Source organism: Paenibacillus sp. J2TS4, assembly GCF_018403245.1.
Lineage (GTDB): Bacteria > Bacillota > Bacilli > Paenibacillales > NBRC-103111 > Paenibacillus_L.
This window is the reverse complement of the sequence record NZ_BOSH01000015.1, coordinates 133242-157072: the sequence shown is the minus strand read 5'-3', so window position 1 is coordinate 157072 and position 23831 is coordinate 133242. Positions and strand designations below refer to the sequence as shown.

The window sequence follows — 23831 nt, the reverse complement described above, 5'->3', positions numbered from 1 at the left end:
GCAGTTGTACGACTCTTGTTAATTTATTTTTAAGGGGGATGGATATGTACCTGCCTATCTTACAGATTCATTCGGAGGATATGCCGCCTTATGCCATCGTATGTGGGGACCCGCGGCGGGCCAAGGCTATCGCCGATAAGCTCGATAAGGCTAAAGAGTTGTCCTTTGCCCGGGAATACCGGACCTTCGCAGGCGAGTATGACGGGGTGCGTCTGGCAGTCGTTAGCCACGGAGTAGGCTCGCCTGGCGCGGCGGTCTGCTTCGAGGAGCTTATCCGCGCAGGTGTCCGCACCTTGATTCGAGTCGGGACGTGCGGCTCTTATCACGCAGACATCCCTGCTGGAAGTCTCGTCATCAGCAAGGCAGCGGCCAGGGAAGAAGGTCTGACCAAACAGTTGGTGCCCTCCGGTTATCCGGCGGTTGCGGACAGCGGCGTGGTGGCGGCTCTGGAGGCGGCAGCTGCAGACGTTCCGGGCAGCGGCGTCGTTCGGACAGGGATCACCGTCTGCTATGACGCTTTCTTCACCGGGGTAGAGGAGCTGCCTCACCGCAAATACAAGCAAGCGGGCGTCCTGGCCGTCGAGATGGAGATTGCGGCGCTGTATGTCGTCTCTTCATTGCGCGGAGCCCGTGCCGGAGCGATTCTGGCGGTGGACGGCTTCGCCGATGAAGATTTGTCTGAGGTGTACGATCCTCATACGGATGCGGTGGCGAAAGCAGTGGACCGTGAAATCGAAATCGCGCTCCAGGCCGTTGCTCGATTGGCTCGAAGCGAGCAAAGCTAAGCAAATCATTGCGAATCAATATAATGTCATTGCAAGGTGTTCTCGCAACGCGCGCGGGTTTCTGCGCGCGTTGCGGCGTTGTAAGGTGATCCAGTTACCACCATGCATTGTTGTTCCTAGCAGGGAAAATAAAGCTTGGTTTTGATTGATCGGCAACAATTTGCCCTTCACAAAATTCCCATCCATCCTGAGCAAAAAATTAAAACCAAACTTTCGAATCTACCCAGAAATGGATCTGCCATTTAGATTCCTCCTGTTTTTATCAATTCCCATTCCATCGCTGCGTAAAGTCCGTTGCTCCCGAGCATGTGAAAACCTAGCCGTTTATATAAAGATACGGCAGGATTGGACCGGATGACATGGAGTCGAATAGGCTTTCCGTACGCTGAGGCCGTTTCCTGCAAATTCTTCAAGAAAGCCGTCCCAATCCCGACATTCCTGTATTCAGGTAGTAGAGACAAATCAATCAGCCTAATCTCTTGTGGAGATTCATGCAGCCCTCCTATTAAGGGCTTCCAACTTAACACCTATAGTTCTAAAACAATTCTGACTACAACCGATTTACGCAGGTCATTAGTTCAAATGAAGCTGGCAGGTTGGTTTGAGAATTGTTCCGGTCTTATGTTTGGAAGAAGCGAGGCTAACCAGACTGTAGATAATTACACGGTGGAAGATATCTACAAGGAACTCTTTGAAGAGCTTCAAATCCCGATCATTTATGATATCGATTGCGGGCATGTTCCCCCACAAATAACCTTTATCAACGGGGCGTATGCTGAAGTAGAAGTAGAGGATGGTAAAGCATCCGTCATTCAATATTTTATTCCATAATCATTTGTCAACTGAAGAACTCTTTCCGACTTCCCGGCTGTCTTCTCGCACTCTTCTTCTTTCCAGCTTATACTTTATTTGTTTGCGGCTAATGAGCGCAGGAGGAAGAAATTGCACTCCTAATGGGTTATAATTAATAGAAAGGCGTAAGGAAAGGTAGATGGTTCTATGGCAAACACCCATGTGTTTACGAAGAGGGAAGAGATAGCTAACGCCACCATTCACGGCATCGGAGCGGTTTTGAGTGTGGCTGCGCTTGTTCTGCTAATTGTATTTGCCAGCTTGCAGGGGACGGCTCTTCATGTCATCAGTTTCATTGTCTACGGTGTGACGATGCTGCTGCTCTATTCATGTTCTACTCTCGTGCATAGCTTTCCCGAAGGAAAGGTCAAGGATTTATTTGAAATTTTTGATCATTCCGCGATCTATCTGTTTATTGCCGGAACCTACACTCCTATATTACTGCACGTCGTTCAAGGCACATTGGGATGGGTGCTGTTCGGGGTCATTTGGGGAATTGCTGCGCTGGGAGTCCTATTCAAGTCATTTTTCACCAAAAAATTCCTTTTTACCTCCACCCTTTTGTACATTGCAATGGGATGGCTTATCGTTTTTGCTTGGGAGCCCCTCGTTACCAATTTAAGTCGAAGCGGATTGGTTTTATTAGTAGTCGGCGGGATATTTTATACGGCGGGAACGGTTTTCTATGTATGGCGGAGCTTCCCATTCCATCATGCTTTATGGCATTTATTCGTGCTGGCCGGATCGATCTTTCATTTCTTTGCGATCCTCCTGCATGTGCTTCCCTGACAGGTATTAACTTTTGGGCGAGAGGACAAATCTGAGGAAACTCATGTAGATAAAGTAGCCTTTAGGGTCTACTTTTTTTGTGGCTCGAACTATACTAAGTGCTTGACGTCCAAATCTCCTTCTCACCCAATGGAGGCGGATTGAAGTGCAAAAATACCTCTTAAATCCAACCTTTCTCACGAAACGGGCATTCAAGAGCAAAAATACCCTCTAAATGGGTGAAATCATCGTTTTTTCCAAAAACGTGAAAATTAGAGCGAATTTTTACACCTTAATCCCGAAAATAGCTAAATCCATACAATTGGGGTGTACAATCGCACCTTAATTTGTTTTCCTACCTGCCTCCAGGCCATTTGCCATAACATTAAAAGCAAACAGCTCTCGCTTCCGATTCGCATCTTTTATTGTGAGGCCAGTGAAGTGACGCCGCAACTTAAAATGAAGCCCAAGCCATAACCGGGTAGAACATAACAGGATAGAACAGGACGAAACATGGATTACCATGAGGCATATTTATTTCGTCAAGCACGGATTCCGGTTTTGAGTCTTTTTTGTTTTGTAAAAATATTATTAAACTTTCGGCTTCTAAGGAACCATAAAGATTAGCAAAAGGTGTATAATACGAAAATGTTAACTTGGGAGGGGCTCATTAAGTTCCTCTCGAATCTGGAATAACCACTAAGTACCTATAGGCTGGTTTATCCACTAATATGATTAACGGGAGAAAAGGATACCATCATGGCGCACAACGGAAAGTACAGAGAACATATCCATGCAGGGCTGGAAGTGGATGTGGTCCTTAAGCAGGATCAACGTTCCGGGAAAACGACGAGAGGACAGGTCAAAGATATTCTGACGAATTCGGCGTATCATCCTCATGGAATTAAAGTCCGCCTGCAGGACGGGCAGGTGGGAAGAGTGAAGGCGATTCTTTCTGAATCCACACTCCCGGATAATCCTTCTATGTCATAGATTCGTATTTTTTCTGAAAAATAACACATTGGAAATGAGGGACCTTCTTGTCCGGATTTGAAGGATTAGGAATTAGCGCCAAATGGAGCGCGGTATTAAAAACTTATGGAATTGGGCAGCCTACTCCGATTCAAGAGCAGGCTATTCCCTTGCTGCTGGCCGGGAAGGACACGATCGCCAGAGCACAAACAGGATCGGGCAAAACGATAGCCTTCTTGCTGCCGATTCTGGAGAGAATCGACCCGAATGTGGACGGAGTCCAAGCTTTGATCATGACGCCGACCCGGGAGCTGGCTCTGCAGATTACGAACGAAGTCAACAAACTGTTGATTACCCAAGAGCAGTCCCAGGTGCTTTGCGTCTACGGCGGACAGGATGTAGAACGTCAGCTTAAGAAGCTGCAGGGCGGGATTTCGATAATCGTCGCCACTCCGGGGAGACTTCTTGATCATATGCGGAGAGGGACGGTTCGTCTATCTACTGTTTCCATGTTTGTTTTGGATGAAGCGGATCAAATGCTGCATATTGGTTTTCTTAATGAAGTGGAAGAGATCATCGAGCAGCTTCCATATAAAAGGCAAACGATGTTATTCTCGGCGACGATGCCGGAGTCGGTTCGGAGGCTGGCCAGCCGATATATGCGCGAGCCTGTAACGGTCCAGGCAGAAGAGCGACAAATGCCGGTCAAGGAGATTCGGCAATCTGTCGTGGAGACGACCGACCGGGGCAAACTGGCGGCTCTTCGCCAGTTGATCGATCAGTACCGGCCGTATTTGGCCATTCTGTTTTGCCGTACCAAGCGAAGGGTCAGCAAGCTGAATGCGGAGCTGCAGGAGGCCGGATACGATTCGGATGAGCTTCACGGTGATTTGTCTCAGGCCAAGCGGGAGCAAGTGATGGAGCGTTTTCGGGAAGCCAGGATTCAACTGCTGGTAGCTACTGACGTAGCAGCGAGAGGTCTGGACGTGGAAGGCGTGACCCATGTCTTCAACTATGACATTCCGCCGGATGCCGAAAGCTACATTCACAGAATTGGTCGAACGGGAAGAGCAGGAGGCGAGGGAGTGGCGGTCACGCTTGTTTCCCCGAGGGATCGGGTGGCGCTGGCCAACATTGAGAGAGGAATCCGAATGTCGATCCGCCGGAAGCCGTTGGATAAGCTTGCGGCATACGACATGTCCGCAGGCTCGGAACTCAGCCAAGAGCGGCGTGGAGGAGGCGAGCGGCGAATAAGCCGTGGCGAGCCTAGGGGTCAGGAGCGCAAGGGGAGTGCGAATCGGGCTGGGATAAGGTACGGAAGCGGCAGTATCGGTCACGAGAGTGAAGCCCGGGTAAGCCTCCGAGGAGCGCAGGAAGGGCGCAACCGACGCAACGACCGAGCGGCGGCCTCAGGGCAGCCCGAGCGTTCCCAGCGCTCTGTGCGAGCTGAGCGCTATGGGAAAACGGAGCGCACCGAGCGGCCCGGTCGGCCAGAGCGACGCGGCCGGCCCGAGATCGGGCGGGCAGCCTCCGCTGGAGGCCGCGCAGGCAAGCGGCGGCCTGAAGCCGGGACGAGCCTCGGCCTCAGCAAGCCGGCGAGGCACGGCCAAACGAGATCCGGAGGAGCGAGGGGGAATAGCTCGCCAAGGGGGAGTAAGGGGCGCAGGGGGAGGTAATTCCCGCGCAAGCGAGTCAGTGACGGCTTGGGAAGTTTTGAAGCAACAAAGCTGAAAACTGAAAGCGGCCGCTCCCTTCGCTAGGATATGACCCTGCATTGCAGCAGATATACAAGAGGAATCGATGCGGCTGCGGCCACTCCGATTCCTCTTTTTTGACATGACAATCCCTACAATATTACAACTGCTTCTACTATTTCAGCTACTACTGCTGCATCATACTTCTCTAGCATCAAGCGAGTCTGGTGCCCCTTACTGCTTCCGATAGATCAAATCTTTCTAGATTTTATATTGACTGCAAAAGTACAGCCATTTTGGTAACTTTTGACCTCTTTCCAGGGATCTACTGCAAAAATACAGTAGATTCAGCCTGTAGAGGTCCAAATATGGCTGAATCGAAGAAATGTACTGTATTTTCGCAGGCGATCATTGGAAAAGAGCGGATTCTGGTTTAAAGTACTGTATTTTTGCAGTAGGTTTTATCGTTGTCCTCGATGCCTGCGCCTCCGTCGCCGCTTTCGCGCTTCTGCCACTGATCCTTGCCCCCGTGCGGCCTCTCCCCGCGCGCCCACTACTACGCCCCGTCTATGCGCCGCCGTTACGCGCCACCATGGCCGCGCCTCGGGCTGTGTGCCGCCGTACCCGCACACTCCTACGTTCCGTCCATGCGCCTCCGTTGCGCGCTTTCATCGCACTCCGTCTGCAAGCCGCATTGGCAGCGCTATAACACGGGCGGATTTAGCTTTTTGCTATATGGCTGTGCTGGGTCCGGTATTGGCCGGGAGTCATGCCCGTCTGTTTGCGGAAAAACCGGATGAAATTTTGCGGATTGTTATATCTCAGCTTCTGGGCGATGTCTTTAATCGGCATATCCGTCTGCGTCAACCATTCCTTAGCCATATGGAAGCGGTGCATGGACAAATAATCACTGAAGGACATATTCGTCTCCTTCTTGAACACGCTGCTTAAATAGAAGGCATTATAGTGCAGCCTGGAAGCGCATTCCTCCAGCGTAAGATCGGTGTCGTAGCCGTTATGGATCATATCGATAATTTGCTCCGACAAATTATGATACTGAGAGTCTCTGCGATCCCGGAAAACCTCGATCAACGGCCGGATCACGCTCGTTTGGAACCATGTTTCTATCTCGTCACTAACATAGAGCTTGAGCAATTCCTGATGTAAGAAGCGGCCTTCTGGAACAAACTGCTGCAGCCGGATTCCGGTTTCCTGCACGACGATCATTAAGTCATTTAGCAGCCGAAGCAAGGAAATTTGGTACTCGTGCGGCGACCGGTCTCTATGGAAAACTTCGTCTAACCATTGCCTGAGCAGCTCTGTCGCTCTTTCCTCGTCCGCAAGCTTGATGGAATCGATCAATTCGTTCTCGATATGCCTCGGGTAGGAATAGATCAGCGTATGCTTCCCGGAGTTGATATTGGAATAGGGGATGATGACCCCTTTCCCCAGCTTCATTCGATGCTTCAAGGCCTCCAGCCCTTCCTTGTACGCTCGGGGAGCCTTGCTCAGAAGCTTAAAGGGAAGACTGGTTCCGATGCTTACATCCAGGTCCAGGAAAGTATGGATCTTCTGCTGAATCGATTCTGTCATATCGTAAATATAGGCATTAAAAGATTCCATATCCGTTTCTGTGCTGCCGATCAGCGTCACCTGGGTCTGATCCGCAATGACAGGGGTCAGCCTGTTCTCGGGAGGAACGATTTCCTCCACAATATTATTCGCAGCAAAAAGCAGCAGATCCACCTGAAGGGTCAGAACGATCAGATGATTCCATTCCCTGACATGGGTATAATAGCCGTACAGAATCAATTGATCCGTCAATTCGGTCTGGCTGAGATTGCCCAGGTAAAATTTATTGAGAAAAAGTGATCGCATCTGCAGCGAATTTTGGGATAACTCATGCTTCAAATTCGAATTGGATATAAACAGATCTTCAATATGTTCATTAATAATTTGCAATTCGTCCTTCTTCTTGGCATTGAAATCGGGAAAACGATCTGAAATGGCTTTCACGATTCCGCGAATAGGCGTGTACATCCTGCGGCTGCCCAGCCAGACAAAGAAGACGGAGGTCACAATAATGGCCAGGCAGACGTAGACAGTAAACCATCCTATCGCTTTGGCTTCTTTGGTGATTTGCTGGATTTCGGTGAAGGAAACATAGATCCAGCCGTTAAAATCCGACCGCACATAGGTTACGGTAAAATCGCCGTCCCCGGTGCCCGTCTTGAATTGTCCCACTTTATTATCCAACAGCGTGAAATCGTCAGGATTTATCCGATTGGTGGCTAACACCGATTGACCAATCTTGGTCTCATCCGGGTGAATCAGAATACGGCTATCGCTGTCCAATATCATCATTTCCCGGGAGTCTGAATTATTGGCTATAATTTTGGACAGGCTGCAGCTTGGAATATTGGCGATGGCCAAGCCACGCTTGTCTGAGCTGAGATTGGGCAGTTTTTTGATTAGAGTAATAATGTGATTACAACTGTAGGACTCTGTGTCCAAGGAGCCTAATCCTTTGTTCTCCAGCAGAACCCAGTTTGAATTGAAAGGAAGCGACATAAAGCTTAGCAGCTTGTCTTTGGCCGAATAAGCCTCCAGCTCGTACAGCCCCTGGTTGTTTACTACCCAATCGTGGGCGATATTCACGACTATGACATCCGTTACCCTGGTGTCGAACGACTGGAGATGACTGAGCTCTTTTCTCAGATTGTTATATAGCTGAAAATCGTAAAATTTAATGGGGCGATAAAGCGCTTCCTGAACTAGAGTCGAGTTGATGACGTGATTCAACGATTGATCCAGCGTTTTTAGAATTTGCTCCATGTTGCCATTTAATTGCTTCATCAGATGGATATTGCTTTCGTTGACCTGCTCTTGAATGGAGTCGGCCGATTTAATATATGAAAAGAAGCCGAGGAACAGAACGGGAATGATGCACAGCAGGCAACCGAAAATAACCATTTTTTTGTATAGGTTAAGTCTGTTCAAAAGTATCTTCTCCTACCGTTCTCGTAGTACCCCCAATTCTAGAGAAAACCCGGATGCAGGGCAATAATCATTTTATAGAAAATAATCCTTGGATTAGATTATCGTAATCTTCTCCAGGGCTGTAATAATCCTTGGATAACATGACCAGCACGAGAGGACGCCAAAAAGGATTCCAGGCGGTCCCAAAAGGATTCATCTTATTGGAGGATTATATACGTAATCGGGTTATTCCTTTTACTATGGAGACAGCAAGATCGCTATTCGATATTTCCTATATGAGGAGGTCGTTGAAAGAAATGAGAAAGAAATCAGGGAAAACAGGATTCGCTAAGTATGGAAACGTTTTACTCGCTACGGCGACTGCCGTATCTCTGTTAGCCGGGTGTGCCGGCGGGGGCAAGGATGCGGAAGAGAAGAATCCCGCCCAGGATCAGGGCGAGGCTAAGAAGAGCCCTGTAAAGATCAGTATAATGGCCAATCTTCATACTCCTGAGGTGCCATCCGATCTGATCGAGAAGCTGGTGGAAGAAAAGACAAATACGCAATTGGATATCCAATGGGTGCCCGACGGCAGCTATGAAGAGAAGCTTAACGCCTCCTTTGCAACAGGAACACTGCCTCAAGCGGTCTATATGAAGAATCAAAGCACGCTTATTCTATTTAAAGATGCGATTCGAGACGGACAGTTCTGGGAAATCGGACCTCTGCTGAAGGATTATCCCAATCTCAATAATTTTAATCCGGCGGTGATGAATAATACTTCGGTCGACGGGAAGATTTATGCTCTTTACCAGGAGCGTCCTCTATCCAGGCAAGGAATCATCTATCGGAAGGATTGGGCCGATCGTCTTGGGTTGAGTGCTCCGAAGAATGTCGATGAGCTGTATGACATGCTAAAGGGCTTCACGGAGAACGATCCGAATGGGAGCGGGAAAAAAGATACGATCGGTCTAACGGACCGAAGCGATTTGATCTATGGAGCGTTCAAGACGATCAGCTCCTACTTTGGAACGCCTAACAACTGGTCGGAAGAGGATGGCAAGCTGGAGCCGGAATTTATGCATCCGGGGTATATGGAGACGATGAAGTATTTCCGGAAGCTTCATGAAGAAGGTCTGATTAATCAGGATTTTCCGGTCACGAGCAAGACGGACCAGCAGAATCTGTTTATTACCGGAGCGGCGGGAATGTACATTGGAGCTATGGGTGACGTAGTCAGCCTGCATCAGAAGATGGTGGAGATCAATCCGGATATCGAGCTCGAAGTGCATAACCGGATCGAAGGACCGGACGGGCTGGGGATATGGGCTATTCCGGGGTATGGATCCGCGGTTCTGTTTCCTAAATCTTCCGTCAAGACGGAGGAGGACTTGAAGGATATTCTCAGCTTCTATGATCAGCTGATGAGCCCGGAACTGGCCAACCTGATTTATTACGGGGTAGAAGGCACACATTACAACATAGTGGAAGGAAAAGCTTCTCCTGTGGAAGACGCTAAACTGACCGAACGGGAAGTGAAGCCGTATCAGGCCATTATGGTCGGCGGACCGAGCACCATTGATATGCTGGAAGGCTACTTCAAGTTGCCGGTTAAAGCCAAAGCGGAGGAGCTGATTATCGATAACGAAAATTTCCTGATTCACGATCCGACGGCTCCGCTGGACTCTCAAACCTACACGGAAAGAGGCGTTCGTCTGCAAGAAATTATTAAGGATGCCACTTATAACTTCATTCTCGGAAAGCTGGACGAGGCTGGATTCCAGAACGAAGTGGACAGATGGCTTAAAGAAGGCGGCAGCCAAATTATAGAAGAATTCAATGAATCTTACCAAAAGGCGAAAAGCAACGGTTAATGCATAAGATTTAAGCTAAGAGTTGGCAGTCACATAACTGTCGGCGCAGTTAATCATACGCGGGCCATATAAACGGTTATACAACGGTCATTCAGCCAGAAATCCAGACTCTCACTTGGGAAGTCTCCATTCGGAAGGTTTACCAAACGGGCTGTTGAGGGTTCAACAGCCTGTCATCTCTTTATCGTTGAAAGGAAGATCCATCATGGGCGAAGCAGCGGTGCAGAAGATCAAATCTACCAAACCGGCTACGAAGTCGGGCCTCATGAGAAGAATCGTCAAAAATCGCGCGATTTATCTAATGATCTTACCGGGACTGTTGTATTTTATTATTTTTAAATATATCCCGATGGGCGGGCTTGTCATTGCTATGCAGGATTACAAGCCATATCTGGGGATTACGGGAAGTCCATGGGTCGGGTTCAGGCACTTTGAGCGCCTGTTCGCCGAGCCGATGTTTTTTACAATATTGAAAAATACGTTGGTTTTGTTTCTATTGAATCTCGTTATTTATTTTCCGGTTCCGATTGTATTGGCACTTATGCTGAATGAAGTCCGAAGCAATATATTCAAGCGGTCTGTACAGACGCTGATTTATATTCCCCACTTCATGTCATGGGTCATAATTGTAGCTATCACCTTTGTTATGCTGTCTGTCGATCGGGGCATTATTAACGAAATATTCGCCATGTTAGGCCTTAACAAGATCAACTTTTTAATGAGCAGCGAATGGTTTCGGCCTATGTATATTTTGCAGGTTATTTGGCGGGAGGCCGGTTGGGGAACGATTATTTATTTGGCTGCGATGGCCGCCATTGACCCTCAATTGTATGAGGCGGCAAGAATGGATGGGGCTAACCGTTTTCGGCAGATTTGGCACATAACCCTGCCCTCCATCCGCAGTGTAATCGTCGTTTTGTTAATTCTGAAAATCGGGGATGTATTGGAGCTTGGCTTCGAGCATGTCTATCTGCTTCTGAATTCCATGAACCGGGAGGTCGCGGAAATTTTTGATACGTATGTTTATACGGCCGGGTTAAAACAAGGGCAGTACAGCTTTAGTACGGCGGTAGGCTTTTTCAAATCCTTTATCGGACTGATACTGGTTGTTATCGCGAACTGGCTGTCGAAGAAGGTAGGCGAAGAAGGAATTTTCTAATTTTGCGCAAATGGAGGGTTGAACATCATGCTTCAAGACAAATCATGGGGGAGCCGAATTTTTGATGGCGTCAATTACACGCTGTTGCTTATTATTGCGCTGATCACGGTCATTCCATTTTTGCATATCATAGCCGGTTCGTTCACGACCGTTCAAGAGCTTGCACAAAAGCGCTTCGTCCTGTTTCCTACCGTGTTCTCGCTGGATGCCTACCGGTATATATTCTCAACCAATGTATTGATCAAATCATTGGGGGTTTCTGTTGGAGTGACGTTGTTCGGCACGCTGTTCAGCATGTTCCTTACGTCCTTGATGGCGTACGGGCTGGCCAGAAGAGATTTGGACGGGCGAAATCTGATTATGTTTCTGGTCGTCTTCACTATGCTGTTTAATGGCGGAATGATTCCTACCTTCTTGGTGGTCAAAGGAATGGGACTGATCGACACGTACTTGGCTTTAATTATCCCAAGTGCCATCAGCGCGTTTAACCTTATTATTATGAGAAATTTCTTTCAGAATTTGCCGGATGGCCTGGAGGAATCGGCGCGAATAGATGGCTGCAGCGACTGGGGGATTCTGTTCAGAATTGTCATCCCTCTGTCCATGCCGGCCATTGCCACGATTTCGCTGTTCTATGCGGTAACGTATTGGAACACCTACATGCCGGCGATTCTTTACTTGAACGATTCGGCCAAGTGGCCGGTGCAGATTATATTAAGGCAGATCGTTATTCTCGCGAGCGGGATCAGTGCCGACACCTCCGGCTTTGACGACGGTTTCATCGCTCCACCGGAGCAAACGGTCAAGATGGCTGTTATTGTCGTGGCGACCCTTCCGGTCCTGCTGGTCTACCCGTTCCTTCAGAAGCACTTTGCCAAAGGAGCGCTACTGGGATCGATTAAAGGGTAACGGAAGAGAAGGGTAGAGTAGAGCGAGGCTGTTGGCGAGTTGTGTGGTCCAAGTGAGATGGATGTATTTGTTTAACTGGCCAAAAACGTTGCAATTCAAGGGGAGTGGTAAGCGGATGCAACCAACAGATTCGATGAATGACCGGCTGCGCAGCGCTCTTAAGGAAATGGACGGATTGTTCCACGGGTTCTTTGAATGGCTGGAAGGGCAGTATGATCCGGAGCATGGAGCGTTCTACTACGCGCAAAGCTCCAAAGCCTCGGATCAATTTATTCCGGACATTGAGTCTACCGCCCAGGCCTTAAATCTGTTGGCGCGCTGCCAGCTCTTTGGGGCTTTGGATGATACGATGAAGCAGCGAATGATTACCTTTTTTCAGCAAAAGCAGGAGCCTTCCACCGGATATTTTTATGATGCTGATCCGCTCATGAGGGAAGACGAGGTTATGGTGGCCAGAGCGATCGGGTACAGCCTCGGAGCGCTGTGGAAGCTGGGGGCGAAGCCGCTATACCCGCTGCCTAATGATCGACAGGCTTCGCCCGATTATATCCGCACCCCGGACACCTATGTCGGGTGGCTGCAAAGCGTAGAGCTGAGCAACAGTTGGAGGGGCTGTGATCGGCTGTGCACCTCGGCAGCTTATTTGGCCCAAATGCCGCAAGCCGACAGGAAGCCGTATCTGGATGCCGCCCTTCGCTATTTTGAGGCGCTTCAGGATCCGGAAAGCGGCCTGTGGGGTGAGGGCTCTTGGTATGTAAAAGTTTCCGGAACGTTCAAGCTCCATACGTTCTACGAGCGGTTTCGGGTGCCCATCCCCCGGGTGCGTGAGATGTATAACAGTCTGCTGCACTGCCTCCGCAAGGAGACGGCTGTAGATATGTGCTACATTCGTAACCCTATTCATCTACTGTATTCCATGAGGAGAAGCACCCCCTTAGACGAACTGCTGGAGATTATTGAAATAACCGTCTACAATATGAGTAGACTTAAACGTAAGGATGGCGGGTTCTCCAGAGAGCTGGATCATTCTCCGCCCGCCCCTAATGTAGCACAGGTGAAGCCAGGGGAATTCTACCCCGACATGCCCAAGCCCGTTAGGCTGGGGCTCGGCAAGGTGGAAGGAGATATGAACGCCGGCACTCAGGCGATCTTAATCCGGCATTTATGTTACGAGCTCGCCGGGATCGATGCCCCGCCGCTGTCTTCCCCTCCGGATTTGTTCCGTTCTTATACGCATGCGACTTAATTATTCTTTTCATGGCCAAATGATCAACATGATGCAAAAGGAGTGCAAGCTTCTATGAACACACTGGATCCGACGGTGCCGCGCACCGATTATTCTCCTCTCCAATGGGCCAAAGCCGCTTGTGACGGCTTGAGGGCTCAATATCCCTGTCCGGAGAAGCTGCCGCCGGAAAACCGCTGGCATTACCATCAGGGGGTGTTCCTATACGGAATGCTTCAGGTATGGGAGCAAACCGGAGAGGAAGCGTATTTAACCTATCCCAAAGAATATGTCGACAAGCTGATCGATGCCGATGGCAACTTTTATTTTGCAAGAGATGAGCTCGACGCCATTATGCCGGGATTGCTGCTCTTTACCCTGGATAAGCATTACGGGGAAGCGCGCTACAGGATTGCGGCAGACAAGCTTAGACAATTGTTTGCGACGCTGAATCGAACCTCCGAGGGCGGATTCTGGCATAAGGATAAATATCCTTACCAGATGTGGTTGGACGGACTCTATATGGGCGGGGTGTTCGCTCTGAAATATGCTGAGCAATACGAGGAGCCTTCGCTTATAGACATGGTGCTTTATCAGGAAAAGCTGATGCGTAAATATATGAAGGATGAACAAAGCGGGCTGTTGTATCATGCTTGGGATGAAAGCCGAAGCTTTCCTTGGGCGGACGCCGTAACGGGCTGCTCTCCCGAGTTCTGGGGGCGTTCTCTAGGCTGGTATGGCATGGCTCTCGCCGATTTCCTTGATCATGTTCCGGCAGCTCATTCCGGGAGGAAGGAGCTGGAGGCGGCACTGAAATCTTTCGTGCTGGCGCTGATTCGCTGCCAGGATCAGGAGAGCGGGCTCTGGTATCAAGTTGTGGACAAAGGCGGGCTTCCGGATAACTGGCTGGAAACATCAGGATCTAGTCTGTTCGTGTATACGATCGCTAAAGCGGTCAAGCACGGTTGTGTAGACAAGGAGCTTCTGCAGAGCGCCGTCCAGGGGTACCAAGGCTTGCTTAACAGAGTCCGATTTAATGAGGAGGGTCACGTCATTATTCCGGATATTTGCATTGGCACCTCGGCCGGTGACTATAACAACTATGTAACCCGGCCGGTCAAAGACAACGACCTCCACGGAGTCGGGGCGTTCATTCTCGCCTGTGCCGAAATGGAAGGCGGGGTATAGCCTAAACCAATAGCAATGAACGGGATAAGGGGCTTTTTACCATCATATAAATATCGATTTTGCAAAAGTGCCTGTTAACAGAACGGCAGCGGAGAATCCTCTGCTCGGAGACGGTTGACAAGCACTTTTGTTGTGTTTGCTACATATACTTCAAAATGCATCTAATCACTTACCACCTATTCCTGCCTCGATTATAGATGCGGAAATGGAAAACCTTCGATTTCGTTCCGAAGGGAAATGTTCAAAGCTTCAAACATTGTGATCTGAGCCCTAACGATCAACTCTAAAAATTTATATTAAATAAAAGGGTAATTTTACCGATACCTCTTTTATAAATAGGTAAGAACAGTTACAATAGGTCTCGTGTCCTATATCGCAAAAAGGCGGAATGGGACTATTCTGTCAGAACGGACGAGGATTCTAATCCTGCGTTCCTTTTTCCCCAGGGCAAATGAGAGGGCTTGGATGAAAATGGAATAGGAGGAAAAAGAAGAAGTTCGCCATATCTATGACAGGCTTATTTGTGATCGCGGGATGAGTTCGATGGGACCGCGGAGTAGAATGATCTTACAGGTGCAGGAGGAAAAGTCGATGAATCAACAAACGGAAAAAGAAATGAATCCAGTAAAAGTGGGCAATGAAATCGTTATTCCCGAGAATCCGCTCTCTCACTTCTTGTTCAGCAGTACGAGATCGGCTATAATCTGGCTGGTGATCCGGGTGTATCTCGGTTACCAATGGCTGATGGCGGGCTGGGGAAAGGTGACGAGCGAGGCTTGGACCGGAAAGAATGCCGGAGGCGCTATTCAAGGATTTGTTAAAGGCGCGTTGGCCAAGGCAGAGGAAGGAAAGGACGTATCGGGCTGGTATGCTAACTTCCTGCAAGATTTCGTGCTGCCGAATGCGAAGGTGTTCTCCTTCATGGTCGCTTATGGGGAAGTGTTGGTCGGACTTGGACTAATTGTCGGCTTATTAACGGGAATCGCCGCATTTTTTGGCGGAATGATGAATGCTGCGTTCTTATTTGCCGGAACGGTGAGCACGAACCCGCTTCTCTTTATTCTGGCCACCTGGCTTGTGCTGGCATGGAAAGTAGCCGGCTGGTATGGTGTAGACCGGTGGGCGCTTCAATACTTGGGAACCCCTTGGTACCGCAGGTAAAGAGGAAGCAGATAAGAATAACAGATAACCCCGGAAGTCCGCGAAAGCGGAGTCCGGGGTTATTATATAGAAGGAGTCGATTAGAACGTTCCGGCGGCTTTAGCGGCTTGTTCCAATCCCTGTTGAATAAGCTCAGCGGCCTTATCGGGGAATTGATTATGTCCCTCAACGATGACTTTGGTAAAGTCGGTAAATCCGAACAGCTGCAGGTTCATGACAACGAAATTGACAGCCATTTCATGGGCAACGGCGGGTCCTTCGGAATAGACCCCGCCTCGGGCGTTAAGGATGGCCACTTTTTTACCGGTTACCAGACCAACAGGACCCTCAGGCGTATAACGGAAGGTTTGTCCGGCTTGATTCAAATAATCGATATAGGTGTGAAGCACCGCAGGAACGGTCTTGTTCCACAGCGGGAAGGCAAAGACGATTTTATCAGCGGATATAAACTGGTCAACATATTTTTGCACCAGCTCAGCTGCGGATTGCTCCTCCGGAGTCAAGTCCATCCCGCTTCTCGACTTGAACATGGCATTGATCATAGTAGCATCATAATAGGGGAGATTGGCCGCGAACAAATCTAATTCTACGATCTCATCGCCGGGATTGGCCTCTCGGTACGACTGAAGAAAAGAGTCATACAATTTAACGCTGACCGATTGCTCGGCTGCGCGGTTATTGGCTTTAATGAACAGAACAGTTGACATCTTGCATAATTCCTCCTTAAGTAGTGAATCCGCCTAGATTAGAAACTGATTTGGTTACAAATAAGATAAAGCGAGGTTCTCTACCACTCACTATCCGTCACTATCTTAGTTACAAATCTAATAAAAGCAAATGTGCTATGGACAGACTCCTGATTGAGCACTTCAAGAATGGGCCTCCGCGTTTAGAAGCTTTTCTTATCGCCAATGGAAGCTGATGTCAGTCCGGCCAGCGGAAGGCAAGTCTATTGCGGTAATACAAGCACTTGCTTAAGCACATCTGCAATTGTATACCGCGACAATCTATCCTTAATCACGGCTTCTGCTTCCTGCATGATTCCGTCAATTACCGGGACAATATTCCTGCCGACTGTGCACGTTTCATTCGGCTGACTTCTATGCAGGGAATAAGCTCCACAGCCTTCAATGACCCGGTAAACATCGAGAAGAGTGATTTGCTCAGCCGGTCGGGACAGCTTGGTTCCACCCAATACGCCGGGTTGGGATACGACCAGATTGCCTCTAGCCAGTCTGCATAGGATGCGTCGGATAACGACGGGATTGGTATTCACGCTCTCGGCCATTTGCTCCGAGGTGACTTGGTCATACTGGTCTTTGGCAATAAAAGCCAGCATGTGAACAGCGACGGAAAACTGACTGTTACAGAACATGCCACCCCTCCTTTGTAACCTAACCAGTTACATTTTAGCATAAGGGCCTAAAGAAAGTAAAGGGAGGAGGAGAGAGGATCATCTGCCGGCAAGACCGCAGCCCCACCGGCAAATTGGTTTTAAGGCTAAAGAGGGTAAGAGGGTTATTTATTGCTTTGAGCTTTAAGCAGATCCCGAATTTCGGTCAGAAGCAGTTCTTCTTTGGAAGGATCCGGCGGGGCCGGTTTTTCTTCTTCTTTTCGCTTCAATTTATTAAAGGCTTTGACAAAGATGAAGACCGAGAAAGCGACAATAAAGAAGTCAATAATCGTTTGGATGAAAGCGCCGTAATTCAAGACAGCTTCGCCTAGAGGATATCCTAAGCTGGTCAGATCGACTCCGCCCATTATTAAGCCGATGATCGGCATCATGACATCATCGACCAGCGAAGAGACAATTTTGCCGAAGGCCGCTCCGATAATGACCCCGATGGCCAGATCAATGACGTTCCCCTTTAATGCAAATTTTTTGAACTCATTCCACATACGTTGGTTCACCTGCTTTAATTAATAAAATTATGGACCTAGTATATCAGATGCTTTTTTCAATTGGAACAGGCCCAAAGTAGCATCGAAGTTCTGACCCGATTGTGCTAATCAGAACGTCATTCGATCCATCGTCGAAACAAACGAAGGACCCCGCTCATCCACGCGGTGAACGATGGAGAGAACGTCCAGAGCGATGGACCGGGCGGCGTGGGCCTGCTGCTGCGAATCGATGCGGGCCAGAGCCGCTTTCATTCTTTTACGAGTATAGGGATTGGCAAGCAAATGCTTCACCTGCTCTCCAAGCTCGGTCGTCGAACCCGAGACCAGCGCAGCCCCTTTGGATCCCAGATAACAGGCGTTTTCTTTCTCCTGACCGGGAAACGGCTTGAAGATACAAATAGGAAGGTTCAGCTTGATGGCTTCCGATAGAGTAATCCCTCCCGCCTTCGTTACGATGCAGGTAGCGATTCTCATCCATTCATGAATAGCTTCCACATACCCAAGCAGCTTTACCTGCGCTTGTTGACCGAAGCCTGATTCCAACTCTTGATGAAGCTTGCGGTTTTTGCCGCAAACGACAACTAATTGAATATTTTCAATAGCGGACAAGCTCTCCAGGATGGCTTTCATATTTTGTAGAATTCCATAGGCTCCAGCCATAATAAGAACGACAGGCTTGGCCGGGTCTATTCCGTGACGTTCCAAGATTAGCCGGGAGTCGATCGAAGCATAGAACGCTTCACGTATAGGGATGCCGCTGACCATAATTTGTTGGGGCTGGACTTGCCTTCGAATCATCGCATTCTTCAAATCCTTGGTGGCTACATAAAATCGATCCGACTTGGAAATCATCCAACGATTATGCAGGGCAAAATCGGTCAGCACGGTAAATGTTGGAATGGCCATTCCCGACTTCTGGCACAGCGGTGATACCGGCAGATAGGGAAAAGTACTGATGACCGCGTTAGGCTGCAAGCCTCGAACGACCTGCTTGAATTTTTGTTTTCCTAACGAAAGAAGCGGCTTGGCCAGCCATTTGTTGTGGTCCAAATTCCGGGTGGAATAATAGCCCCATCCATAGTAATCGAACCCGGCACTGGAGGAAGAGCCGCTTTTTAAATACATATATCGAATCAACGAATTCAAGCGGGGGTGGGCTTCATCCAGCAGATCGAGCACATGGACGCCGCGGACTCCCTGGGCATGAAACTGGTTCCGCAAGGCGTTGGCTGCCTGAAGATGGCCGTCCCCGTAGCCGGCAGTCAGGATTAGAACGTTGGAATGTTCATTCATTATAAGCCGTGCTCCTTTCCTCATGATGTTACAAGCTTCAATTGCGTCTAGTCGAAAACCAATATAAGTTCAACTATATTATTAAATGATGATAGCTATTCGGTTAGAAAGACCGGGATGAAATAAGTTTAGCAGATAGGCAGGTAACTTAGCTATCCTGATATATCCGATTTCTACTAAAAATTCACTGCTTGATATGCGTCTATCGAGCAATTCCGGGAATCAAAAAATAAGGTGAGCGGCCACCACGATGATCGGTAGAGTAATGAGCGTCCGTTCAATGAAAATAAGGAACAAATCTTTCAACGATATGGGGATTTTGGAGCCGAGCAGCAATCCTCCTACCTCCGACATATAAATTAGTTGAGTCACGGACAGAGCAGCGATGACAAAACGGGTCAGTTCGCTCTCGATCGAACTCGCCAGGACGGTCGGCAGGAACATATCCGCAAAGCCTACGACCATCGTTTGAGAAGCGGCCTCGGCTTCCGGCAATTGCATCAGCTCCAACAAAGGCAAAAACGGGAGGCCCAGCCATTTGAAAACAGGAGTATACTCCGCCAAAATTAACGCCAGAGTTCCTACCGCCATAACGACCGGTATAACGCCGATCCACAGATCGAGAATATTTCGGAATCCGTCTGCTATGAAGCTGCCCAGACGGGTATTTTCTCTTGCCTTGCTTACAGCTTGGGTCATTCCCCACTGCATCGGAGTATATCCCTTCGGAATAACCTCTTGGTCCGCTTCCTGCATGGAACCATAGAACGTATTCGGCTTCCTGGACAGCGGAGGGATCCGCGGCATAATCAACGCAGCCACGACACCTGCCAGACTGACGGTTATATAGAAGGGAACGAATAAATGCTCCAGCTTCACTTGCGCAAGCACGACAAAGCTGAAGGTAATCGATACGGCGGAGAAGGTAGTTCCGATGACGGCGGCTTCACGCCTCGTATAATATCCGCTCTCATATTGTTTGCTGGTAAGCAGGACTCCTATCGTTCCATCCCCCAACCAGGAGGTAAGACAGTCTATGGAAGATCGGCCTGGAAGAGTGAAGAGAGGCCGCATCACTTTAATCATCAGTGCCCCGATAAATTCCAGCAGCCCGAAATTGACCAGCAGCGGCAGCAGCATTCCGGCTAACAGAAAGACGACAAACAATAACGGCAACAGGTCAAACAGCAGTACTTGCCCGGTATTCTCAGACCATACCCACTCCGGTCCGGCATGAAATAAAGTGACGAGTGCAAACACGGCTCCCAGACCTCTAATGATTAACCAGAGAAGAGATACGTTAAACAGGCTATTTAGAAAAGGCTTGCGGGCAAGCCAATCGGGCTGAAGCAGTCTGCACCCCAAGCTGCCGATAAAGCTGATTATGGCGAGCAGAGCGGTGAGCTGCGGAAGCCAGTTGACCAATAGGGCCTGCAATTCTTTGGCCAGGATCGCGATCGGAATCGTCACTTGCCCCTGCCAGACGATGGGCGTCATAAACAATAGAATGCCAACGATTGAAGGAACAATAAATTTTAGCAGATCGACAGTCGAATATTTATGTTTAGCAGATAAAGATTTCACATTTTTATCCATTCGGCAGCTCCTATAAAATATAATAACCGATGTCTATTGTAATGAATACTCCGCCACTTATCCACGCTGTCGCTTCGATGGAAGTGGGGGTTTCTGATGTCTCTTCCTGAGCTATCTCAGGAGGCTTAACACCAGTGGAGTTGACACGTTGATGGTCTGGTGACCATCCAACCCCTCTATCCCATTCGCTTCTTTGGCAGAAACGTTTGGGAATACTTTTCGCATGATATTGGCTGCGCCATTGACGTCGGCATGAATCAATCCTTGTGGGCTTGTGTACAACCCGCGATATATCCGTCTGCCTGTGAAGGACCATGTTCCTTCTTCATCATAGCGCGGCAACGGGTCTTGATCCAGGAAGCTGGCTTTAGAAGTGTATGATTCCTCGGTCAGGATCACCTTCATCCCCCGTTCAGCCGCCTTATACCGGATCATTTCGATCAGCCTCTTGTGGGGAAGATGACAGAAGGTTTGATTGTTACGCCGTCCCATCGCAGGGGCTTGCTTCCATCCATCGTTATGACCGATGACGATCGTACCCACCTTTTGCTCCACGGCGATGTGGACGATACGATGACTCGCTTTGTGAAACAGGTCCTTGATTCGTCGTTGACGCTTTAGATGCAGCCGTTCTAATCGTCTGGAGGTGTGTATGCCTTCACGCGGCTTCTTCCCTTGTCGAAGAATACCGGTATAGTACGCTTTTATTTTGTTGTAATACTGATTGATCGATTTCACGATCTTGCCCTTCACCACCACCGGTTTGGCCCCGGTCGTCGTGACGATGGTTGCAAGATTGTCGACACCAAGATCTATCGCCAGCACATGTTCTGACGAGACTTCCTTCTTTTCGATCGAATGCGCGAAGACCATTTCGACTACGTACTGGCCATGGCTGGGAATGACGCGCACCTGCATCAGTTTCCCGTCGGTACAGCCCAGCTTGCCGATGTTCAGTTGCTGCTGGGTCCCTGGAAATTTGAGAAACTTCTGATGTTTGATGACACAATCCTGATTGGAGAACACAACTTCCTTCACTTTGCTTCGAGCGTAGCCCGGAATACGGGGCGGCCCGTTGTACTTATCCGGATGCTTGCGGTAGTCCTTGACACTCTGGAAAAAGGCCTTCCAATTGTGGAAGACGACCTTCATGATCCCCTGACTGCTCTGCGCCGGGAGCGACCGATAATCGGTTTGATCTATCACTTTGAACAAGGCGTCCAAAAAGTGGTAATGAATAAAGGGTTTTTCTTGTGATGGCAACTGGAACGGATGTAGACGGTTCTTGTTGCTTCGCCGCTCGTTCATCAAATCCACATGCGCTGTGATCGTATCCAAAACTTGCTGCTGCAACGGCTGCAACTTCTTCTTCGATCGAAAAGCAGTAAATACCTGTCGGATGTAAAAGTTCGTCGTATTATATACGTTCTTGGCATTCTGACATGCTTGATCCAAGTAAGCAAACAAGCGATGGCCTGGCTTGATCCACACTTGCTGGGTTCTGTACATGAACGTTGAATCTGGCATGACTTCACCTCCTTCCGCTACCCAAAAACGAATGCACGTTCCTGTTATAATTGTATCGCTAATGATTTAGGAAGGGAAGAACATCTCGCAGGAAGATTCGGGAAGTTGCCGATTCACCTCGCCACTTATAGAAGGGGGAGTCCTCTCCGAGAAATGGTAGATAGGAATATCGGCGGAAGCTGTAGAAATGTATGGAAGAATGGTCGCTGTCTTGTGGGATCAGGTGTCGAAGAAATAGCAGGTTGAGGGCAGTTTATATATTTGGGTTAATCCTTTGGTTCATTTTACATAGGGTGATTTGCTATACTAGAGGACAGTGTAAATTATGGAATTGAGGGGAGTTCGAGGGGAATACAATGAAAAGCAATGCGCGTCTAGTGATGAGCTCACTGATGATTCTAACTTTTTTGACAGCGATAGAAGGGACGGTGGTCAGTACGGCCATGCCCAAAATCGTCAGCGAGCTCCAGGGGCTTCAGCTAATGAACTGGGTTTTTTCCATCTACCTGCTGCTTTCCGCCATAACGGTGCCTATTTTCGGCAAGCTGTCCGATCTGTTTGGCCGCAAACGGATCTTTTTTGTCGGAACGATTATTTTCCTAGTTGGCTCGGCCTTGTGCGGCGTTTCACAGACGATGGAGCAGCTGATTGTATTTAGGGCTTTGCAAGGCATTGGAGCCGGAGCCATCATTCCTATAGCCTCCATCATTATCGGGGACATATTCCCGGTAGAGAAGAGAGCGAAGATGATCGGGATGCTCGGAATGGTGTGGGGAATTTCCGGTGTTCTTGGCCCTTTGGTGGGCGGTTTTTTCGTCGACCAGATCTCGTGGCATTGGATCTTTTTCTTTAATCTTCCTTTCGGCATTGCTGCGATGCTGATGCTTGGAATTTCTTTTAAGGAGACGGTGGAAAAGACGAAGAAAAATATCGATTACTGGGGAGCCGCTGTTTTTGCGGCCGCTATGTTCTCGCTGCTGTATGCTCTGCAGAAAGGGGGAGAAAGCGATCAATGGACCTCTCCCGCTGTTGTTGGCTTGTTAGTCGCCTTTGCGGTGTTGATGGTGCTGTTCTTGTTCATCGAGTCGAGGGTGAAGGACCCTTTAATCCCGCTTCAGCTGTTCCGCATTCGGGCTATATCGGTAACGAATATTGTCTCTTTGTTGGTCAGCGCGATTCTGATTGGATTGACCGTATACATTCCAATCTGGGTACAGGGGGTGCTCGGCTTTAGTGCTACTCGATCGGGCTTTGTGCTGACTCCTATGTCCTTAACCTGGATGTTTGGGTCCTTTCTTTGCGGGAAGCTGCTGATGAAGCGGGGAGTGAGGTTTACTTCCGTCATTGGATACAGCTTGATTATTGTCATCACCCTGTGGCTTTCTTTGCTGAGCTCGGAAAGCCCGCAGTTCCAGCTCTATTTGATCACAGCGATTCAGGGGATCGGCTTCGGTCTCATCGTAACGCTGGGTACCGTGAGCGTTCAGTCGGCGGTGGATTGGTCGATGCGCGGAGTAGCTACCTCCTCCAACGTGTTTTTTCGCAACCTGGGTCAGACCGTCGGAGCCGCCTTATTGGGAACGTACTTCAATTCCAGACTCCTTACGGGCATTCAGGAGAAGCAGGCTGCCGGGGAATCAGTCGATATGGACGCGATGAACCGGCTGATCAACCCGCAGTTGGCCGGCCAGCTGGACCCTGCTGTTCAGGATAGCCTTCGCAAGGTGCTCATTGTCGGGGTGAATCATGTTTTTCTTGCTTTGCTGGTCATCGCGGCTGCAGGCTTCCTTATTTCGCTTCTCCTGCCTCGGAATGCGGGGGAGCAGAAGTCGGCACAGCAGGGTTAATCAGAGGAAGCAGAGTGAAGTCTTTGTCCATGGATCTGCTGGCTGCCAACCATGGGAAGTCATAGTATGGCTTTCTTAATCATAGCTATAGATTACAGGA

The 23831-nt window shown here is 49.0% G+C and carries 20 protein-coding genes and 1 pseudogene; 12 read left to right on the top strand and 9 right to left on the bottom strand.

The window, feature by feature from the left end:
- Positions 1–44 precede the first annotated feature (44 nt).
- On the top strand, positions 45–785 hold the full coding sequence (locus KJS69_RS24715; RefSeq protein WP_213586472.1) for a nucleoside phosphorylase: 741 nt from the start codon (positions 45–47) through the stop codon (positions 783–785).
- Positions 786–800: 15 nt separating this feature from the next.
- Here KJS69_RS24715 and KJS69_RS30360 read toward each other — a convergent pair whose 3' ends face one another.
- Positions 801–971 carry a tail fiber protein gene (locus tag KJS69_RS30360; RefSeq protein ID WP_374706731.1) on the bottom strand — a complete coding sequence of 57 codons (171 nt, stop codon included), beginning with the start codon at positions 969–971 and terminating at the stop codon, positions 801–803.
- Positions 972–1027: 56 nt separating this feature from the next.
- Positions 1028–1312, bottom strand: coding sequence for a GNAT family N-acetyltransferase (locus KJS69_RS30355; RefSeq protein ID WP_374706730.1), 285 nt, complete (start codon positions 1310–1312; stop codon positions 1028–1030).
- A gap of 16 nt (positions 1313–1328) precedes the next feature.
- Here KJS69_RS30355 and KJS69_RS24700 point away from each other — a divergent pair.
- From KJS69_RS24700 to KJS69_RS24685, 4 genes and pseudogenes are all read left to right on the top strand, one after another.
- Positions 1329–1616: pseudogene (locus KJS69_RS24700) on the top strand (LD-carboxypeptidase); the annotation flags it as partial.
- A 168-nt stretch (positions 1617–1784) separates the two neighbouring features.
- Positions 1785–2426, top strand: coding sequence for a PAQR family membrane homeostasis protein TrhA (gene trhA, locus KJS69_RS24695; RefSeq protein ID WP_213586469.1), 642 nt, complete (start codon positions 1785–1787; stop codon positions 2424–2426).
- Positions 2427–3164: 738 nt separating this feature from the next.
- A complete protein-coding gene (locus KJS69_RS24690) occupies positions 3165–3398 on the top strand; it encodes a YwbE family protein (RefSeq protein ID WP_213586468.1) in 234 nt (77 codons plus the stop codon).
- Positions 3399–3445: 47 nt separating this feature from the next.
- Positions 3446–5053, top strand: a complete 1608-nt coding sequence (locus KJS69_RS24685; protein WP_213586467.1) for a DEAD/DEAH box helicase — start codon at positions 3446–3448, stop codon at positions 5051–5053.
- 738 nt (positions 5054–5791) lie between these two features.
- On the opposite strand, the gene KJS69_RS24680 is transcribed toward KJS69_RS24685, so the two are convergent.
- Entirely contained in the window at positions 5792–8071 is a 2280-nt protein-coding gene (locus KJS69_RS24680; protein WP_213586466.1) for an AraC family transcriptional regulator, read from the bottom strand.
- Positions 8072–8367: 296 nt separating this feature from the next.
- Between KJS69_RS24680 and KJS69_RS24675 the strand changes: the two genes are divergently transcribed.
- The 6 genes from KJS69_RS24675 to KJS69_RS24650 all read left to right on the top strand — a co-directional run bounded on the left by KJS69_RS24675 (position 8368) and on the right by KJS69_RS24650 (position 15566).
- The gene (locus tag KJS69_RS24675; protein ID WP_213586465.1) at positions 8368–9924 is read left to right on the top strand and encodes an extracellular solute-binding protein; all 1557 of its coding nucleotides are present in this window, start codon (positions 8368–8370) and stop codon (positions 9922–9924) included.
- 205 nt (positions 9925–10129) lie between these two features.
- Entirely contained in the window at positions 10130–11083 is a 954-nt protein-coding gene (locus tag KJS69_RS24670) for an ABC transporter permease (RefSeq protein ID WP_213586464.1), read from the top strand.
- A 27-nt stretch (positions 11084–11110) separates the two neighbouring features.
- Entirely contained in the window at positions 11111–11992 is an 882-nt protein-coding gene (locus KJS69_RS24665) for a carbohydrate ABC transporter permease (protein WP_213586463.1), read from the top strand.
- 115 nt (positions 11993–12107) lie between these two features.
- Positions 12108–13238 (top strand): prenyltransferase/squalene oxidase repeat-containing protein, encoded by a 1131-nt coding sequence (locus KJS69_RS24660; protein WP_249730691.1) that lies wholly within the window; start codon positions 12108–12110, stop codon positions 13236–13238.
- Positions 13239–13292: 54 nt separating this feature from the next.
- On the top strand, positions 13293–14405 hold the full coding sequence (locus KJS69_RS24655; protein WP_213586462.1) for a glycoside hydrolase family 88/105 protein: 1113 nt from the start codon (positions 13293–13295) through the stop codon (positions 14403–14405).
- 591 nt (positions 14406–14996) lie between these two features.
- Positions 14997–15566, top strand: a complete 570-nt coding sequence (locus KJS69_RS24650) for a DoxX family protein (protein WP_249730690.1) — start codon at positions 14997–14999, stop codon at positions 15564–15566.
- A gap of 80 nt (positions 15567–15646) precedes the next feature.
- Here KJS69_RS24650 and KJS69_RS24645 read toward each other — a convergent pair whose 3' ends face one another.
- The 6 genes from KJS69_RS24645 to KJS69_RS24620 all read right to left on the bottom strand — a co-directional run bounded on the left by KJS69_RS24645 (position 15647) and on the right by KJS69_RS24620 (position 21884).
- Positions 15647–16273, bottom strand: a complete 627-nt coding sequence (locus KJS69_RS24645; protein WP_213586461.1) for an FMN-dependent NADH-azoreductase — start codon at positions 16271–16273, stop codon at positions 15647–15649.
- 242 nt (positions 16274–16515) lie between these two features.
- Positions 16516–16941, bottom strand: a complete 426-nt coding sequence (locus KJS69_RS24640) for an Rrf2 family transcriptional regulator (protein ID WP_213586460.1) — start codon at positions 16939–16941, stop codon at positions 16516–16518.
- Positions 16942–17084: 143 nt separating this feature from the next.
- The gene (gene mscL / locus KJS69_RS24635) at positions 17085–17465 is read right to left on the bottom strand and encodes a large conductance mechanosensitive channel protein MscL (RefSeq protein ID WP_213586459.1); all 381 of its coding nucleotides are present in this window, start codon (positions 17463–17465) and stop codon (positions 17085–17087) included.
- 111 nt (positions 17466–17576) lie between these two features.
- A complete protein-coding gene (locus KJS69_RS24630; protein ID WP_213586458.1) occupies positions 17577–18761 on the bottom strand; it encodes an MGDG synthase family glycosyltransferase in 1185 nt (394 codons plus the stop codon).
- Between the two features lie 222 nt (positions 18762–18983).
- Positions 18984–20357: a YjiH family protein gene (locus KJS69_RS24625; RefSeq protein WP_213586457.1), complete on the bottom strand. Its 1374-nt coding sequence runs from the start codon at positions 20355–20357 to the stop codon at positions 18984–18986.
- A 111-nt stretch (positions 20358–20468) separates the two neighbouring features.
- Complete coding sequence (locus tag KJS69_RS24620) at positions 20469–21884, bottom strand: RNA-guided endonuclease InsQ/TnpB family protein (RefSeq protein ID WP_213586456.1); 1416 nt, start codon at positions 21882–21884, stop codon at positions 20469–20471.
- 356 nt (positions 21885–22240) lie between these two features.
- Between KJS69_RS24620 and KJS69_RS24615 the strand changes: the two genes are divergently transcribed.
- Entirely contained in the window at positions 22241–23731 is a 1491-nt protein-coding gene (locus KJS69_RS24615; RefSeq protein ID WP_213586455.1) for an MDR family MFS transporter, read from the top strand.
- The last annotated feature ends 100 nt before the right edge of the window (positions 23732–23831 follow it).

Coding starts and splice junctions, on each gene's coding strand:
- KJS69_RS24660 (WP_249730691.1), top strand. CDS start 12,108: ATGCAACCAACAGATTCGATGAATGACCGGCTGCGCAGCGCTCTTAAG.
- KJS69_RS24625 (WP_213586457.1), bottom strand. CDS start 20,357: ATGGATAAAAATGTGAAATCTTTATCTGCTAAACATAAATATTCGACT.
- KJS69_RS24715 (WP_213586472.1), top strand. CDS start 45: ATGTACCTGCCTATCTTACAGATTCATTCGGAGGATATGCCGCCTTAT.
- KJS69_RS24675 (WP_213586465.1), top strand. CDS start 8,368: ATGAGAAAGAAATCAGGGAAAACAGGATTCGCTAAGTATGGAAACGTT.
- KJS69_RS24620 (WP_213586456.1), bottom strand. CDS start 21,884: ATGCCAGATTCAACGTTCATGTACAGAACCCAGCAAGTGTGGATCAAG.
- KJS69_RS24650 (WP_249730690.1), top strand. CDS start 14,997: ATGAATCAACAAACGGAAAAAGAAATGAATCCAGTAAAAGTGGGCAAT.
- KJS69_RS24655 (WP_213586462.1), top strand. CDS start 13,293: ATGAACACACTGGATCCGACGGTGCCGCGCACCGATTATTCTCCTCTC.
- mscL (WP_213586459.1), bottom strand. CDS start 17,465: ATGTGGAATGAGTTCAAAAAATTTGCATTAAAGGGGAACGTCATTGAT.
- KJS69_RS24670 (WP_213586464.1), top strand. CDS start 10,130: ATGGGCGAAGCAGCGGTGCAGAAGATCAAATCTACCAAACCGGCTACG.
- KJS69_RS24665 (WP_213586463.1), top strand. CDS start 11,111: ATGCTTCAAGACAAATCATGGGGGAGCCGAATTTTTGATGGCGTCAAT.
- KJS69_RS24690 (WP_213586468.1), top strand. CDS start 3,165: ATGGCGCACAACGGAAAGTACAGAGAACATATCCATGCAGGGCTGGAA.
- trhA (WP_213586469.1), top strand. CDS start 1,785: ATGGCAAACACCCATGTGTTTACGAAGAGGGAAGAGATAGCTAACGCC.
- KJS69_RS24615 (WP_213586455.1), top strand. CDS start 22,241: ATGAAAAGCAATGCGCGTCTAGTGATGAGCTCACTGATGATTCTAACT.
- KJS69_RS24645 (WP_213586461.1), bottom strand. CDS start 16,273: ATGTCAACTGTTCTGTTCATTAAAGCCAATAACCGCGCAGCCGAGCAA.
- KJS69_RS24640 (WP_213586460.1), bottom strand. CDS start 16,941: ATGTTCTGTAACAGTCAGTTTTCCGTCGCTGTTCACATGCTGGCTTTT.
- KJS69_RS24630 (WP_213586458.1), bottom strand. CDS start 18,761: ATGAATGAACATTCCAACGTTCTAATCCTGACTGCCGGCTACGGGGAC.
- KJS69_RS30360 (WP_374706731.1), bottom strand. CDS start 971: ATGGATGGGAATTTTGTGAAGGGCAAATTGTTGCCGATCAATCAAAAC.